This is a genomic window from Anabaena lutea FACHB-196 (assembly GCF_014698305.1).
Taxonomy (GTDB): domain Bacteria; phylum Cyanobacteriota; class Cyanobacteriia; order Cyanobacteriales; family Nostocaceae; genus Anabaena; species Anabaena lutea.
In genome coordinates this window covers 206484-223414 of record NZ_JACJST010000004.1, presented here as the reverse complement: position 1 = coordinate 223414, position 16931 = coordinate 206484, and the positions used below count along the sequence as shown (strand labels likewise).

Here is a 16931-nt window from a genome sequence, read left to right as displayed (position 1 = left end):
AAAAAGTCTCACAATTTACTTAAAAACCTTTCTCCTTGTAGGAGAGAGACTTTAAAACCGCCATTTTATTGTATAGGAGGAGGATGAGGTTTTTAGGGTTTATCGGTTTCATATAAATCAACTTATTTGATTAATTCTTGAAACCTTGGTTCCTTTTTAATATCATCAAAATCTATATCACTCGCAGCATCTTCTCTATATTGAGGATTAAGTTGAATCGCCTTTTGGAGATTTTCTAAAGCTAATTCAATTTCTCTTTGTAGTGCATAACAAGCTGCTTTATTGTAAAAAGCACTAGCATAGTCTGATTTTATTTCTAGGGCTTTGTCAAAGTTGTTAATTGCTTCTTCATCTTCTCCTAACATGACCAAAGTGTAACCCCGTTTATCCCAGATTTTAGGGGAATTGGGTTGGAATTGCAACGCTTGATCAAAAGAAGTGATTGCATCTTCATAACGTTCTAATTCTACCAAAGATAAACCACGGTTTAACCAAGCAACTCCATCATCAGGTTTAATTTGGGTAGCTTTATCAAAACAGTTAAATGCTTCTTGATGTTTGCTTAAATTTCCACAAGCCACACCAATATCACACCAGGCTTGATGATAGTCAGGATTAATTTTAATGGCTTGATTATAGGAAGCGATAGCTTCTTTATAACGTTTTAATCTACTCAAAATTAGACCCCGCTTCAGCCAAATTCCAGCATCATCAGGTTGAACTTTTACCGCTTGTTCATAAACTGCAAATGCATCTGCATAACGTTTTTCTGAAAAAAGAATATCTCCTTCTTTGACATAATCATCAGCAGAAACTTGTGGTTGAGGTGGTTCTGGGACTTGTTCTGACTCAGGAATAGCTTTAGTTGTGATTTGGATTAATTCTTGTAACTGAGAATTTTGCCTCTGTTGAGCATCTAATTGTAATTCTGCAAGTTGATTAACAAATTCTGTTTCTAACTTTTCTAACTTCTTCAAAACCCGATTTTTTTGTTGTTGCACATTATTTTGTAATTCTGAAAATTGCGAAGTCAACTCACCACCAGATTTGTCTAAATTGGCAATTACTAACTGTTGGTAGTTTTGAGCATCTAATTGTAATTCTGAAAGTTGATTAGTAAATTCTATTTTTAATTTATCTAAACTCTCCAGCATCGTATATTTTTGAGTTTGAGCATCACTTTGTAATGCGGAAATTTCTGATTTCACTAAATTATTTAATTTTCCTAAGTCCGCTATTATTTTATCTTTTTGAGTTTGAGCATCTAACTGAAATTGAGATAATTGAACTGCAAAATCTGAATTTAATTTTACCAAACTTTCAATAGTCTTATCTTTTTGCTGTTCAGTTTCCGAATGTAAAACTTGAAATTGAGATATACAATCAGCACTATATGTTTCTATATTGCTAAGAGCTAAATCTTTTTCTTGTTTAGCGCTTAATTGAAATTCTCCTAATTTATCAGCTAAATCAGATTCTAATTTACGTAAATTTTTAGCTGTTATATCCCTTTGGAGTTGAGCGAATGAATTAAATTCATCTATTTGAGTATTTAATGTTGCTTGTAAAACCTTGATATGCTCTTGAGCCGTGTTTATTTCACTTTCTAATGTTAACAAAAATTCTTGTTTTGATAGAGATAAATCAGATAATAAGATAGATAAATTTTCTTCTTCTGCTTGGATTTTTTCTTTTAAAGATTTAACTTTTTGAGCTAATTCCTGAGTTATAATATTAGCATCTTGAATAATATTTTCTGCTTCTTGCTTGACCGTAGTTAGCTGAGTTTGTAACTTTTCCATTCCCTGTATTTGCTGCATTGCTCTGTCAACAATTTCCCGAATTGCTGCTCGGCGTAATAACCACAATACCGCAATTAAAGCCACGGGAAATAAACTTAAAATAGTTAACCAGACATTAAGCAAAGTATTTGTGCGAGTAAAAGCACGTTCAAAATTAGACTGCACTTGCTTTTGAATTCTGTTTTCTGCTCGCAGTCGGGTTAATTCTTCTCGTTCCTGATTTGATAATATCTGAGAAGATGGTGCAGATAGCGCAGGTTGTCCACTGACAAAACCAGTGGATAGCAGCAAGGGTGAAAATAAAATCGCGCTTTTCAAAGCTAAAGCTAAGATTATTGGGTTTTTGCTCTTCATGACAACCTTTCCTATCCGTTGATTAGTTTTGGAAGCGGCGTGCCTATATGCAATCTATAATAGATGATTGGTGTGAGATTACCGGACTCTATTAGTCTGTCAACTTCTATCTTACTCCCTTCCCAGTGTAAGATTACCTATCTTCTTCCTTATTTCTTTGCGTCCTACTATTTGCTACGCAACGCTACTGCGAACGAGATTGCAATAGTGTCTTAGCGGTTAATTTAATTGGTATTCTTCTGGTAGGAAGGTAATAATTTTATATTACACCACGCGGTTTGAACAAAAAGTCCTAAATCATATCTTGCATCATCATCTCATTACCAATATCAAAGTCTAGAACCGTGGTTATTTCCTACTCTTCATTTGTGATATAAATTTTAATAAAATTAAAAAATTAACCGTTTACATTAGCTGTCATGAAATTATCTTTTTTCGCGCAAAAAACCCAATTAATCCGCCAAAAATTTACAGAATATTGGCATTTATTTAATCAATGGTTTATAAATACTCCAGAAAGAGCTATTTTAGATGCTTATCAAGCGGCTGAAGCCATCCAAAAGATAGAAATAGAACAATTTAATGGGCAAAAAATTTCTCCTGAATTAGCCAATTACACAGAAAATGTGATGTCTTATTGGCAGGGAAATCTCAATAGAAATTTAACTACTATTAAAGTGAGATTAGCGGAATTTAATTTAGGAAGTACATTTATTAATACTTCAGATTCTAGTATTTTAGAAAAGCTCAAATTTATTGATGAAGTAATAGCTAGATATACGCCGCGAGATGGATCAATTTTTGAACCTCTGCCAATTAATCCTAATCCAGTTCAAAAATTATCCAATTTACCCGATAAAGATGTCACAAATTCCGCACCTACAATTCAAAAAACGGGGGTAATTCCTAGATCTATTGGCATAACAATTAATAAAATTACCCAAGATTTTGCCCCTAAGGCAGAAGAAGAATTTGTGAAAAAGTATCGAATTTCTAGAAATAGGACAAGAAGGGCAATCAAATTTTTGCTGTTGTTAATTATTGTACCACTATTAACTCAGCATTTTTCTAAAATTTTGTTAATTCATCCTCTAGTAGAAAACTTTAGAATCGAAAACAAAACACAAATTTTTCTAAATTCTGAAATGGAAGAAGCAGCTTTGAAAGAATTAACAAATTTTGAAAAACAATTAAAATTTGAAAGTCTTTTACTTCCAGCACCGGAAATTTTACCAGAAAAAATTGAAGCCAAGCTTAAGAATAAAGTTAGGGAAATAGCCGCAGAATTTACTTATAAAAGTAGCAATGCTATCAGTAATGTATTTGCTGATGTAATTTCACTGGTTGCTTTTGCTATAGTTATTGCTTTCAGCAAAAAAGATATTATCTTTGTAAAATATTTTCTAGATCAAATCATCTATGGTTTAAGTGATAGTGCTAAGGCATTTTTAATTATTTTATTTACAGATATATTTGTTGGTTTCCACTCCCCGCATGGGTGGGAAATTCTTTTAGAAGCAGTAGCAGAACATTTGGGTTTACCAGCAAGTAGAAACGGAATATTTCTATTTATTGCTACATTTCCTGTGATTCTAAATACTATATTTAAATACTGGATATTCCGCTATCTCAGCCGTTTATCTCCTTCAGCTTTAGCAACTTTGAAAGAAATGGATGAGTAAAGAAAGAATGTAGTACCGAGAATCCCTACCTATACTTATCTTTAGGGAACCGCACGGTGACAGGTCGAGTTTTTTTGATAAGCAATTAGCTGAATTTGATATGAAATGTCTCTACAAGGGTTCTGGATAAGGCATATTTAATTTAAATAAAATTCGATGTCTATTAAAGTATTTTTAGTAAAAAACATTTTTTTGTATTAATCAATTAACAAATTAAGATTTGAATAGCATAACGTAGTCAAAAATATAGTAACAAAAATACCAAAAATTCCAATTAAGAGTAATCCAATATTTTGCCGCTTAGATTTAGATTAATAAGTGAGAATTAACTACTTATTGATTTTGTCAAGATATCAATAATTTTTTATGAATATCTAGAAAGTGTTTGTGCAAAATCTAAGTTTATCTGTTACTAATTAAGATTGATAATTGCTTTTTATCTCCTATGAAAGTAATTATTAAGAGTACTGAGGTATAATAGCTTATCAAGGTTTTTTACTTCGGGCATACAAACAAATTTAGAAACTAATTTCCTGATTTAGACTTATGAGTATCTTCTTCAATCAAAAATTTCAAATCACAGCAGGTGTTGCCACGTTAATACTTGCTAATTTAGCTAATAACTATCTAGCTCCACAGTCTGTGAATAAGCAGCTAATTCAGCAACAACAAGTTACACCTAATTTAGCTTTTATTCAGCCGTCAAATACTGCTAAAACTCAAACCCCTCTGACTGAAGCGCCCATTAGTAATTTTATTAATCAGCAAATATCTGAACTAAATAGCAGCCAGAAGTCTAAAAGTACATCTGTATTCTATTCTGTTATTGATGAGTGGAAAAAATATCAATATAGTGTGAATGGTAATCATGTTTTAAAACCAGTAAAATTACCAGCTACCAAAGTTAGTTTTAATCAAGCAGATTTATTAACGGTTCTTACCAATACTAGAAAATATTTCCAAGATCATGCCCAAGAAGACCCTGATATTTCTCGAAATGGGCTGTTATTAAGCCAGGGAGTTACTCTAGAAGATATTCTCAAAACTTTAGATTTTATGATTACAGTTTTACAGGAGGATATTAGTAATAATCGCACCACTCGGTTACAAGATCCGAATTTTATTAACGCTAATTTTCGAGTAATTAAATGGTCTGCTTATAACCCTGAAAAGCCAAAACAGAAGCAATTACGAATTACAAAATATGCTGTTTTTACCCATTCTGGTTCTCGCAGCAAAACTTCTAAATATAATATACCAATTTATAGTTTAAAAGAAAATTCAGATGCAGATAAATTTTACATGAAATATACGAAGCAAGATGTTTTGTCAGGTATTTATGAACCTGGGGGTAAAGAATTTGGGAAAGTTGAACCTTTGGCATATTTAACTCGTGAAGGTTTAGAAGAAGCTTTAATGCAGGGAACAATCTTAATTAATTTTACAGACGGTTCTAAAGCATTTTTTAACGTTGATAAAAATAATGGCATATCTTATGTGAAGGGATTAAAAGCAACATCACAAAAACGTTATTGGTATTTTAGAAAAGTTGATCAAATTAAAGGTTACGGACACCAAATAGATGCAAAAATATCTATCAAACCAGGAGTAACTTTTGCCGGGGATGTATTAAACATGGGGTTAGGAAGGGTGATTATTATGGAGTATAATCAAGCTGGAAATAAACGCTTACAAATGGGAGTAATTGCAGATACAGGTGGAGCGTTTTTGCCAAATCTTGCTCAACTTGATTTTTTGGCGGGTATTTTTCAGAATCAAAGAGAATTTAGGCAGCATATTCAGCAATTACCAGAATATGCTACTGCATATATTTTGGTGAAAAAGTAACAAATTTCTAGCTCAAAGTCTTAGTTGTGGCTGAAATCAAAATAAAGCCATTACAGCCGCAGGAGAACCGGAACCACCCCGCAATCGGAGAATACCAATCACTAGAGTAGCGCCTTGAGGCGGTAGTTGATCTAAATTGGTTAGGTTTTCTAATACAATCAGCGATTGGCTTCGAGACTGCTCTCTATGCGATCGCTCTAACAACAACCGATTAGTAGTAAAATGAATATCTTGCCCTGAATCTACACCATGTGTATCAATTCCTACTCCAGCAATTTTTCTTTCAGTAATTAAAAACTGGGTTGCATCACTCCCAAAGCCTGGAAAATGCATATTTCCTTGTTCGTCGTGGTTCAAAAAGGCGCTTTTATCTAGCCATTTAGCTTGCCATCCTGTATAAAGTAGTACGGCACATTCAGCAGGAATAGTCCCAAATTCTGCTTCCCAAGTCAGAATATCAGCAATAGTGAGGAGATAATCAGCATTCACTGCTGCTTGCTTGCAGATATCTATAACTACCGCAGGTACTACCAGAGACTGGGCTGGGTATTCATCAATACTTGTAGCATTCGTATAAAAACTATTAGGGGCATTAATATGAGTAGCGCTATGTTCCCCTAAAGAAAAACGTCGCAGATAATAACCATCATCTTGCAGTTCGGCAACAGTAGTAAATGTTACGGGAGGATCACCCGGCCATTGAGGAATACCCGTGTCGATGACATGACTCAGATGAATGACACAGGAATAGGCGATACTATTTTGCTTCTGGGTATGTATAATAGCGTTCCTCTCTGATTTAGCTACTGCTATTATTTTAAACAATTCAAAAGTCAAAATTCAAACCTGTTTCAGTTGAGGTCTAATATCGTTTCACTTTAAAGTGGATACAAATGAACTGACGCTCTTAATCGGAGACTGTGAGATTCTTATGTAGCTTTAGGGACTTCCAAATAGAAAAATCCCCTAATTTTATGGTGGGTTACGGACTACCGTCCTAACCCACCCTACGATTTTTGGGTAATTTATTTTTTGATGTTCCCTTAATTAAGTGAATTGATATAAATCGCCGACTGTAACCCGCCCAGAGCAGGTTAACATAATTAAGTATAAATTACCGCTTTTATTGCTGCCGTCGAGTAGAAGTCTTTAACCCTTGAATTTCTAATAAATAATCCCCCAATTCCTGCAAATACCAGGTCTATGGGGGTTCTAAATGTTGCAGCAAAAAGTGAATATATTGTTAGTGAACAGCCAAAAGGTTAAGTTTTTAGTAATATAAGGTTAAAATTTGGTAAAAATATACGCATATTTAGCGATCAATAGTGCTTAAGATTTGTAAGACGATATTTGGAAAGTTATCAAATATACTCAACAATTTGTCATATCATGTTCGGTTGAAAACTGATAATTAGGGTTTGTACTGAGAATTTTGGTGACAAGTCATTTAGGAAACTTAGTATAAAACTACTCATGGAACGTTTCTATCAGGTTTCTGGATAAAGAATATTTAATTTCTAGAGATATCTAATAGATAGGTAGAAGTAGACACTACATTACCTGGAATATACTACTATATGAGTAAACCTATTTTTTAGCTCTATGAATCGTTCAGCCTGCCTGATATTTAATCCGGTTGCGGGTCAGGGGAATCCAGAATTAGAATTAGATCAAATTAGGGCATTATTAGAGCCAACAATTGACTTAGATATTTATTTCACAACTGAAGAAATAGATGCTGATCAACTAGCTCAAGCAGCGGTAGAAAGGGGAGTAGAGGAGATTATTGTTTCCGGGGGAGATGGAACTTTATCAGCTGCTGCTGCTGCGGTAATTAATACTAATATTCCCTTTGGGATTATTTCCAGGGGAACAGCAAACGCTTTTGCAGCAGCTTTAAATATTCCCAATACCATCGTCGCCGCTTGTGAAACAATTTTAGAAGGCAAAACCCGCACAGTAGATATAGCTTATTGTAATGATAGACCGATGGTCTTATTGGTCGGTATTGGCTTTGAAGCGGGAGCAGTCGAAAAAGCAGACAGGGAAGCCAAAAATCGTTTTGGAATGATAGCCTACATTTTAGCAGGCATCCAAGAACTACAAAATTTGCAGAAATTCGCTGTCGAAATTGAAACAGAAGACAAGATAGTGAGAACCATTGCGTCAGCGGTGACAGTGGCCAATGCTGCACCTCCCACATCAGTTTTAGCTCAGGGTCCAGCGGGTATTATTTTTGATGATGGATTGCTAGATTTAACAATTGTAGCTCCAGATAATAAAGCTGGTGCGATCGCAGCCACGTTCCATTTACTTCAAAGTGCTTCCACAGGTACCGCAACGGAACGTAATGATATTGGCTATCTGCGAAGTCAAAAGTTTAAAATCACAACTGACCCACCACAAAAGATAGTCATAGATGGGGAAATAGTGGGTACAACTCCTGTAGAAATTAACTGCATACCAGGTGGCTTGAGGATTTTTGTGCCATCAGTAGAGGAAGAAATAGTCACTGAAAAATTAGAAGGACTGCCGCATTTGAATGTGGAAATAAAACACTCAAATGAATAATGGGTGCAATCAAGTAATTACACCCAGAATACAGCATCTTCACTAAATAATGCCGGTTCCTTTACCTCGTTTATCGCCTTTTTCTGTCAATTCACCGGCTTTATCTTCTTTAACTTCTTGTAGTTCCTCAAGGCGTTCTGCGGCATCTCTGGCTATTTCTTTTCGCGCATCCCCTGGAACTTCATAATACATCTCTGGTTCAACTGGATAGTTATTTAAAAGACCTTCTTGATCAACAGTGTAACCATCAGTGGTGCGGATGCTTTCATCATTAGTTTGGTCATCTGTAGGCGCACTTGAGAGTTGTTCTTCCGTAGGAATTTTTTTATAATTTTCTCCTTCTCTGGCTATGCGCGCCGCTGTTTCTGCTGGAATGATGCCCCGATCATATGTATCTGAATCAATACGATGAGCCGAATCAATGGGTTTCTTCCCTGCTTCCTTAGCCATCAATTTTTTCCTCATTCTGTTTTCATAACTTCGAGACTAGATTATACTTATAAAAAACATAAATCTACTATCTCAAGAAGTAAAGAAATAGAAAATATCAACTAATATTCTCTATCGGAAGATTTATTCATCATGGAAAAACAACTAAATAACTGGTTTTTATCGTATTAATTATCAATAATGTGAGGTAATAACCACACAGTTAATTATTGGCAATTTTTTCCGAATCTCTTGTAAAGAAATCCTCTTCCTGTATCGTGTTTACTCTGCTTGTCACTCCTTAACTTCGGCAGACCGAGGATCTAGTTCCCATCGAGCTTCATCACGGTGTTCTAAAATATCCTTCGTATGGAGAAAGGTATCATCATTTATTTCTAAACCTACCGCTGCTTCTAATTCCTCCGTTATATTGTGTTCAGGAGTAGCCACAGTACCACCCACAGCTTCATCTCCTACAGTCTCTTGCCAATAAACATCAACTTCATCAGCAATAATATTATATTCCGCCGGAAATTCAGGACTGCTTTCTATATACTCTTGCCCATGATCTCGCCCTGAACGTTGACCAACATTATATCCCGGTAAGTCTTTTACTCCAGTTCCATAGGATTCAGTAATTTTCTGTGGCAGATCAACAGATTGATTTTCGTCTTCCTTTTTCTGTCGTTTTTTTGTCATAAAAATAACCTGGTGGTGCATCTCGATTATAACGGTTTCACACAGCAGGTTGATCTAACTAAAGATGTATAACTTTAGTCATAAACCAATATATCTCTTTATAACCAAGTGAACTAATTTCTTAAAGATTAATAGAGTAGATCTGTATTAAGTAAGGCGTTTTTGTTTAATTAATTTTTTCGTTATTATCTTTATTGATTTATTTTTTAATATTATTTAATTTCTCCTGATTTTTTGTAGTAATAAAACAGGTCATATGGCAATCTTATTTGAGTTGTAAATTGATGGTATGAGAATCCGATTTGATTCTTGAAAAAATCTCAGTTATTTCAAAAATCAAATATTAGTCCTATATAATTACACTACTAGAGTAAATACGGCTCAGAAAGATGAAAAATTTTTACTATAGCAGTCCTAATATTAGCCGTCATAGCGCAGCGTGACGTGTGCCTGCTGTTCTGATTCTTTTCGTGTTTATCAGAGGGCTTCTTTAGTAATCATGCTATTGCTTGCTGAAAACTAGTCTAGAAATAGCTTTGACGAATTCCAGAGATGTCAACCACATCTACTTGTAAATAATATACAACTATCCTAGGATGGACATTAACAAAGATTTTAAGCTAAAGTTGTTATGAGTTTGTTTTAGAGCTAGGATGTAAAAATGCAACTGTCAATAAGCAAAAGAGTTGCTACAGCCTGTGATAACTACAGTGCTAAATACCAACAAGATAGGTATAAGCAAAAAATGTGTCTAAGATCCTGACATCTATAAATCAACACTCAACATTGAACGGGAAAAATGTCCCAGTAGTTAAGAAATTGAAATATGCAAAAACCAGCTATTTCTAAAAAACCAATTCGTTCCTTAGAAGATGCTCTAGAACAGTGTCAAGCTCTGGGTATGCGCGTCAGCCGCCAGCGCCGCTTTATTCTGGAACTACTTTGGCAAGCAAATGAACATCTTTCTGCCAGAGAGATTTATGATCGTTTAAACCAACAAGGTAAAGATATCGGACATACGTCTGTTTATCAAAATTTAGAAGCCCTATCCAGTCAGGGTATCATTGAGTGTATTGAACATTGTGATGGACGTTTATACGGTAATATTAGTGATGCCCATAGCCACGTCAACTGTATAGATACAAATCAAATTCTCGATGTTCACGTGGAACTATCTGAAGAGTTTCTCCACCAAGTTGAGGTGCAAACAGGAGTGAACATTACTGGCTACACCATTAACTTTTATGGCTATCGTAACTCACCATCCGGTCAAGATAGTGATTAATTATGAGTTATTGGGCATAGGGCATAGGCATGAATAATAGATAACGATCAGATTTAATCAGCTAAGTATAAAATCTGGTTCCTAGTTGGGAAAAAAGTATTTGTATTTGAGTATACTATGCGCGATCGCCCTTTAAGATTATTGCTAATTGACCCAGATCCCATCTTTCGTCTAGGGCTAAGGGTGGCGCTGGAAAGCATATCCGATATACAAATAATAGCTGATGTCCCAACAGATATCGCCGCTTTGCAAATTTTAGCCCAAATTTTAGCCCAAGACCCTAACCAAGTGAATTTAATAGTTTTAGAGTTAGGTAATGGTTATTCTAGGGAATCTCAGCAACTAGGTTTGCAATTCTGTAAACAACTCAAAGCATTATACCCCCAGATACCTATATTGCTTTTGAGTGTTATCTCCACACAAGAACTGCTGTTAGCAGCCAAGTCTACTGGTGTCAATGGCTATTGTCCTAAAGGTATATCTATTTCTGAATTAGTCCCCATCATTCGAGAAGTAGCAGATGGTGGTCACTATTGGTCTATAGTCGCGTCTTTGTCATCCTCTTTGCCTTTTACTAGTCTGCGGAATAATGTTCGTTTGTCAGGAATTAACTACATTAACTCTACTCTCACCGCAGTCACAGGACAATTAAAAATTCCTGGACTACCACTATTAGATAAAGCTATTCTCGCAGGACAAAGACGTGAACTGTTAGCCGCTCGTTGGTTGGTTAATCATTTATTAGCTGCACCAAAGGAAGAACAACCAATACAGCCTTCTCAACAACTACCTTCACCTAATTATCCTACTAACGCTATTAGTCCATTAAACTCACAGCAGATGCCAACTTTTCTGCCGCCCTTACTGAGTCCAAGAGTGCTGCAATCTACAGTATTTACATCCTGCGTTACTAAACTTCAGTTTCCTCTACAGAATCTCACAGATATACCCTTAGAAATTGACATCTTTCGGGAAGAAAAAAAACGAGAATTACTTTATATCATCCTGCAAAAATTGTCGCAACAATTGGATGATTTACGCAATAATGATGTCAAATTAAACTTAATACAAGATTTAAAAAATAAAATACTCATTGATTTATGGCAAGAAGTAATTAGAGATTTTTTTGGAAAATTTTCCTGTATATATTTAGGCGATAACAAAATAGAAATAGCCGGTTTTATGCTGGATAACGCAGCAAGCATCGAAACACAAATTCTGAATAAAATTCCCTTAACCTTCGAGTTGTTTTCTTATTTAGTTTTGCAAACAGATTTGTATATTGATAACATATCCTATCGAGCAGGTAGTGAACAAGCAAATTCTCAAGCATCAATAATTTTAGAGAATTTGTTGATTCAGGTAGCTAATGCTGTAGTACAGCCATTACTAAACTTTTTAGCAGATATAGAAACGATTAAACAAGGTTATTATGATCGGCACATGATTTCCACCAGAGAAATTGAACGATTTAGAAATAACTTGTCGTGGAAATACCGACTGCGGAATTATGTGACTGAAGCCCAAGAAATTTTTGAAAGCCGCTATGAGCTATTTGTATTTGCGCCTCGTGGTATTGCTAAAATATCAATATATGCACCTCGCGGCCCAGAGTTAGCAAAACTTTCTGGTATTCCCCTAGTAGTGACATTAGTGCTAGAATTTCGTGATGCGATCGCACCCCGCATACAATCTATCTTATCCTTTTTAGGTAGTGGATTGGTTTTCATTCTTACCCAAGTAATTGGAAGAGGATTGGGTTTAATAGGGCGGGGAATCCTCCAAGGTATTGGTAGTGTCTCCTTAATAGAAAAAACCCCGAATCGCCATAAAGAACGGACTAAATAACTACAAAAAACCCTCCTCCTTCCTCCGCGCGTACTTTGCGTTCCTCTGCGTGAAAAAAACACTATAAATTCCAATTGCGGCGAAAATAGAAAAAGCTTTGCAAAAACTCTTGTAAAGCGTAATTTTTATGAAGTCTTTGCTTACCCCATTCCCTTGCAGTTTCTACCAATATTTCCGAGAAGCTGGGATAAACAGGAGCCAAATTTGCTAAATGCTTAACCTGAATATTTTGTGATATTGCTAACGCAATTAGATTAATTAACTCGGCTGCTTCCTCTCCTAATATAGAACATCCTAAAATTTCTCCATTATTTCGGACAATTAATTTACAAATACCAGTAATTTCGCCTTTTATTTGGGCTGCTGCTGATGTTTTAAAATACTGTTTTAAAACTAAAACTTCATTTTTACCATATTGGCGTTTAGCTTGGCTCTCTGTTAAACCAACTTGTGTTACCATTGGCTGAGAAAATATTCCCCAGGGAATAGGCCGATAATTAACTGCAAGGTTAGGAAAAAATAGAGCATTTTTCAGCGCTATGTTGGCTTCATAATTAGCAAGATTGGCAATATCAAAACCACCAATAACATCACCACAAGCGTAAATTCTGTGATTGGTGGTTTGTAGTTTTTCATTGACTACCAAGCGGTGGGGATAAAATTTCACACCTGCTGCTGCTAAATTGAGAGATGCTATATTTGGCTGTTGTCCCGTTGCGACTAAAATTTCATCAGTTTCAATGGCTATATCTCCAGCCTGAACCCATTTTTTACCTTCAATTTTCAAGACTTGAGTTACTACTGTTTGGGTGATAACACGCACACCATCAACTTCTAACTGTGCGAGTAGTAATTGGGCTATTTCTGGATCAAGATGAGACAGAAAATGGCGATGTTTAACTATTAAAATGACATTACAACCCAACCTTGCTAAAGTCTGGGCAATTTCAATGCTTTGAGGTAAACCACCAATAATTACCCAATTTTTTGGGGGGTTGGATTGATCTAAAGATTGCCAAATATTAGCTAGGGTTAGGTAGCCAGTGGCTTGTAGTCCTTCTATTTCTGGAATTGCTGGACGTGAACCGCAAGCAAGCAAATATGTCCGTCCGCGTAAAATTCGGTCTTTTACCGCAAAACCCAATTGGGGAGAAGATTGAAATTGACCACTGTCAAAGATCATATCCACCCCTTGGGCTGCTAAATTAGCGAGGGAATTGATATGTGAAAGATTTGCAGTCATACCACGAGCATATAACATTGCCTCTTTCACGGCTTTGGAAGAACCGAAATTAGACATTGCTGGTGGTGATTTTTCGGTTAATCCTGCTGTAGGAGGATTGTTTACGCTGTTGAAATAATTATCTGATGCCGTATTCACCTGCGGGGCAAAAATCCCCAGATTTACTAAATCAAGCGATTGCTGCGCCTTTTTCGCTAGTTCGCTGAGTGCATGATGATAATTCAAGTCATAGTTAACTTGAGGCTGTACTAAAGCCACTGTGGCGTGTAATTGAGTTGCAGCTAAGGCGGCTTGGTATCCGGCAAGACTACCGCCGATTATGACGATATCGTAATCAATCTTCATCGGGAACAGGGAAAAGAGGACGCGGGGACACGGAGACACGGAGATATAGAGATATGGGAAAAGAAAACACGGGGATAGGGGGAAAGAGTTGACTCTCAGAAGACAATCTCTCTTTCTCACCCTTCGGGTTCGGAAGTGATGCCTCCGGCACGTCCTTCGGACGAACGGACTCGACGGAAACCGCCAAGACTCCGACTTCCTCACCGCGTCTCCCCATCACCGCGTCACCGCGTCTTCTTCCCCATCTCCCATCTCTTAAGACTCAGCACTCAGCACTGATTTAAGGGCTGTTAGTAAGCGTTGGTTATCTGATTGAGAACGAACAGCAACTCGGAAAAAGCGATCGCCCAATTCTTTAAAACTAAGACAATCTCGAATTAAAATCTGGTACTGCTGGAGTAATTGTGATTGTAACTGGGAGGTAGATTGTTGAGACTCCACCAGTAAGTAGTTAGCAGCGCCTTCTAGGGGTTGTAATCCGGGAATTGAGGCTATACCTTGAAATAGTTGATTTCGGGCGGGTGGTAGCCATTTCCAGGTGTGTTCTTGAAATTCTGTATCTTGGAGGGCGGCAATAGCGGCGGCGGCGGCGAGGGTGTTGACAGGCCAGGGATCTCGCCATGATTGCCATTTAGCGAGACGGTGAGGGTGAGCGATCGCATATCCTAGTCTTAACCCAGGGAGACTGTAAAATTTGGTGAGCGATCGTAAAATCACCAAATTTTCATGTTCCTGCACCAATCCAATCAGGCTTTGTTCCTCATCAGGGGGCAGAAAATCCATAAACGCCTCATCTACCACCACCAAAGCAAACTCTTCCAGATAAGGCAAAATAGAATCCCGTGTAAATAACTTTCCCGTTGGGTTGTGGGGGTTATTCAGCAGTAAACCGCAATTGGGAGGTGGGGAGATGGGGAGGTGGGGAGATGGGGAGATGGGGAGATGGGGAGATGGGGAGATGGGGAGATGGGGAGAATAACCTTCTAGCTCCCTGTTGTCTGTTTTCAAATCAACCGGAAACTCCAGAACTTTAGCATTATAAGCCGCTAGAGTGCGGTAATAGTCGCCAAAGGCTGGAGTAATTAACATTGTTGCGGATAATTGCGCTAATTCCCTACCTAATAAAGTGAGTAATTCTGCGGAACCATTGCCCGGCAGAATCCACTCAGAAGCTATTTGATGGAAATGACCCAGAGCTAGTTTTAGTTCACTATAATCTGGGTCTGGATAGTGCCTAAGATTACCTAATTGGGACACAATCGCAGCAATAACGCTGTTTGGTGGTCCCAACGGGCTGATGCTGGCAGAAAAATCCACAATAGCATCAGGGGGACAGCCAGCCAGTGCTGCTGCCCAAGCTAAATTCCCCCCGTGCGCTTGTTGTTGCATCAAAAAACGATTTCCTAGAACAGAACTTACTCTTTTGGGGGTGCTACTCTTTCTCTAAATAGTTTCCCAGCAGAGAAGGCGGGAACCTTAGTAGCTGGGATTTCCATTTTTTCATTGGTTTTGGGGTTGCGGCCTTCACGAGCTTTGCGTTCCCGTGATTCAAAAGAGCCAAATCCTACCAAGGTGACCTTATCACCAGAGGAAACCGCTTCAATGATTGTTTCTATGGCAGCACTTAAAACAGCATCAGCTTGTTTTTTGGTGACACTAGCCTTTTCTGCCACTGCATCAACTAATTCGCCTTTGTTCATATCAAACTCCTTGAGGTTTACTGGAGATTCTTTGAGGATGCACTTTGTCGCATCTTTACGGAAATCTCTGTTTGCAGAATTACAAAAATCGTTCCTTAAGAGTATTTACACTCAAAATCTCTGTAAATCTGATTGGCGCGACTTTTCAATGAATCATTCTAAGGCGTTGTAGCCCGAAGTGAACAGATGAAAGCATTAATTTATATAGATTTCAGGATTTTTTGTGTTTTTTGGGTCATTGTTGTACTCGAAACACCCTCTTTTTAGGAATAAATACTTAGTGGGGATTGGGGCGGTGGGGTGGTGGGGTGGTGGGGTGGTGGGGAGATGGGGTGACTAGTTTTTGTGAGGTTTAATTACCCAAGAGGAGGAGTTATTGATCAAATTGACTAATTTACCGAGAATTTGGTTATACGTATGATAAAGTTTTCGTCCTGTCTCAATATCCAGATAATGACATTTAACTGCAAATTCTATCCAGGTTTGCGTCTCTGCCGCTTCTGCTTCTGAATCGCTAAGTTTGGATATAAATGCAGCTTGATAACGTCGCTTACGCCAAGCCTCCGCTAAATTAGCACAGACAGAGCGAGATGAACGACGGATTTGATCTGTCATTGAATACTTTTCTTCAACAGGGAATTTTTTTGAAGCCTCAAAAATAGTCATAGCTGCATCAAAAGCCATTTTATAAACTTCCAAATCTCTATGACTTTTAATGCCATCATTACCCATCTATTTATCACACCATTTATAGTTTCCAGGTAAGTAATAATTTAATTACAGCAGATTTCAGGTTGCAGGAGTTACACAATTTAAGAACAAAGCCATATAAAAAGCGAGTTTCAACCCTGTTCTCTGTTTCCTGTTCCCTGCTGCATTAACAAACCAGGGAGGATAAGTTAGAACTGGACTTTAGACTATTTTCAAAAATAAACCCGCAAAACCCTTATTCTAAAAGGCTTTCATCATTTATGGGCTTTTGAGGATGATAAAATCTAAAATCCTTGCTGGGTATGGGTTGTAGTCTTAAAAATGGAATTTAGTCTAAACTCCAGTTAGAAGGCAAGAAGCAAGAGACAGGAGGCAGAAAGCAGAAGGTTATTCTCCCCATCACCCCACCTTCCC

The 16931-nt window shown here is 37.1% G+C and carries 13 protein-coding genes; 5 read left to right on the top strand and 8 right to left on the bottom strand.

The annotated features are described in order from the left end of the window. Window positions 1-122: 122 nt before the first annotated feature. Window positions 123-2156: a tetratricopeptide repeat protein gene (locus tag H6G59_RS06710; protein WP_190712669.1), complete on the bottom strand. Its 2034-nt coding sequence runs from the start codon at window positions 2154-2156 to the stop codon at window positions 123-125. A 419-nt stretch (window positions 2157-2575) separates the two neighbouring features. Between H6G59_RS06710 and H6G59_RS06705 the strand changes: the two genes are divergently transcribed. Both H6G59_RS06705 and H6G59_RS06700 read left to right on the top strand, forming a co-directional pair. Next, window positions 2576-3838 carry a proton extrusion protein PcxA gene (locus H6G59_RS06705; RefSeq protein ID WP_190712667.1) on the top strand — a complete coding sequence of 421 codons (1263 nt, stop codon included), beginning with the start codon at window positions 2576-2578 and terminating at the stop codon, window positions 3836-3838. Window positions 3839-4384: 546 nt separating this feature from the next. Further along, complete coding sequence (locus tag H6G59_RS06700) at window positions 4385-5686, top strand: hypothetical protein (RefSeq protein WP_190712665.1); 1302 nt, start codon at window positions 4385-4387, stop codon at window positions 5684-5686. 36 nt (window positions 5687-5722) lie between these two features. Here the strand turns inward: H6G59_RS06700 and H6G59_RS06695 are convergent, their stop codons facing one another. Further along, entirely contained in the window at window positions 5723-6466 is a 744-nt protein-coding gene (locus H6G59_RS06695; RefSeq protein WP_422601999.1) for a cyclase family protein, read from the bottom strand. 822 nt (window positions 6467-7288) lie between these two features. On the opposite strand from H6G59_RS06695, the gene H6G59_RS06690 reads away from it, so the two are divergent. Next, on the top strand, window positions 7289-8257 hold the full coding sequence (locus tag H6G59_RS06690) for a YegS/Rv2252/BmrU family lipid kinase (protein ID WP_190712662.1): 969 nt from the start codon (window positions 7289-7291) through the stop codon (window positions 8255-8257). 42 nt (window positions 8258-8299) lie between these two features. On the opposite strand, the gene H6G59_RS06685 is transcribed toward H6G59_RS06690, so the two are convergent. Both H6G59_RS06685 and H6G59_RS06680 read right to left on the bottom strand, forming a co-directional pair. Continuing rightward, the gene (locus H6G59_RS06685; RefSeq protein ID WP_190712660.1) at window positions 8300-8707 is read right to left on the bottom strand and encodes a hypothetical protein; all 408 of its coding nucleotides are present in this window, start codon (window positions 8705-8707) and stop codon (window positions 8300-8302) included. 273 nt (window positions 8708-8980) lie between these two features. Beyond that, complete coding sequence (locus H6G59_RS06680) at window positions 8981-9385, bottom strand: DUF6335 family protein (protein WP_190712658.1); 405 nt, start codon at window positions 9383-9385, stop codon at window positions 8981-8983. An 826-nt stretch (window positions 9386-10211) separates the two neighbouring features. Here H6G59_RS06680 and H6G59_RS06675 point away from each other — a divergent pair. Together H6G59_RS06675 and H6G59_RS06670 are read left to right on the top strand one after the other, a co-directional pair. After that, window positions 10212-10670 (top strand): Fur family transcriptional regulator, encoded by a 459-nt coding sequence (locus tag H6G59_RS06675; RefSeq protein ID WP_190712656.1) that lies wholly within the window; start codon window positions 10212-10214, stop codon window positions 10668-10670. 117 nt (window positions 10671-10787) lie between these two features. Then, a complete protein-coding gene (locus H6G59_RS06670; RefSeq protein WP_190712654.1) occupies window positions 10788-12518 on the top strand; it encodes a DUF3685 domain-containing protein in 1731 nt (576 codons plus the stop codon). A gap of 61 nt (window positions 12519-12579) precedes the next feature. Here H6G59_RS06670 and H6G59_RS06665 read toward each other — a convergent pair whose 3' ends face one another. From H6G59_RS06665 to H6G59_RS06650, 4 genes are all read right to left on the bottom strand, one after another. Next, entirely contained in the window at window positions 12580-14106 is a 1527-nt protein-coding gene (locus H6G59_RS06665) for a dihydrolipoyl dehydrogenase family protein (protein ID WP_190712652.1), read from the bottom strand. A 255-nt stretch (window positions 14107-14361) separates the two neighbouring features. Further along, complete coding sequence (gene cobD, locus H6G59_RS06660; RefSeq protein WP_190712650.1) at window positions 14362-15495, bottom strand: threonine-phosphate decarboxylase CobD; 1134 nt, start codon at window positions 15493-15495, stop codon at window positions 14362-14364. Window positions 15496-15521: 26 nt separating this feature from the next. Then, complete coding sequence (locus H6G59_RS06655) at window positions 15522-15806, bottom strand: HU family DNA-binding protein (protein ID WP_016950232.1); 285 nt, start codon at window positions 15804-15806, stop codon at window positions 15522-15524. Window positions 15807-16142: 336 nt separating this feature from the next. Further along, entirely contained in the window at window positions 16143-16538 is a 396-nt protein-coding gene (locus tag H6G59_RS06650; protein ID WP_190712648.1) for a four helix bundle protein, read from the bottom strand. Window positions 16539-16931 lie beyond the last annotated feature (393 nt).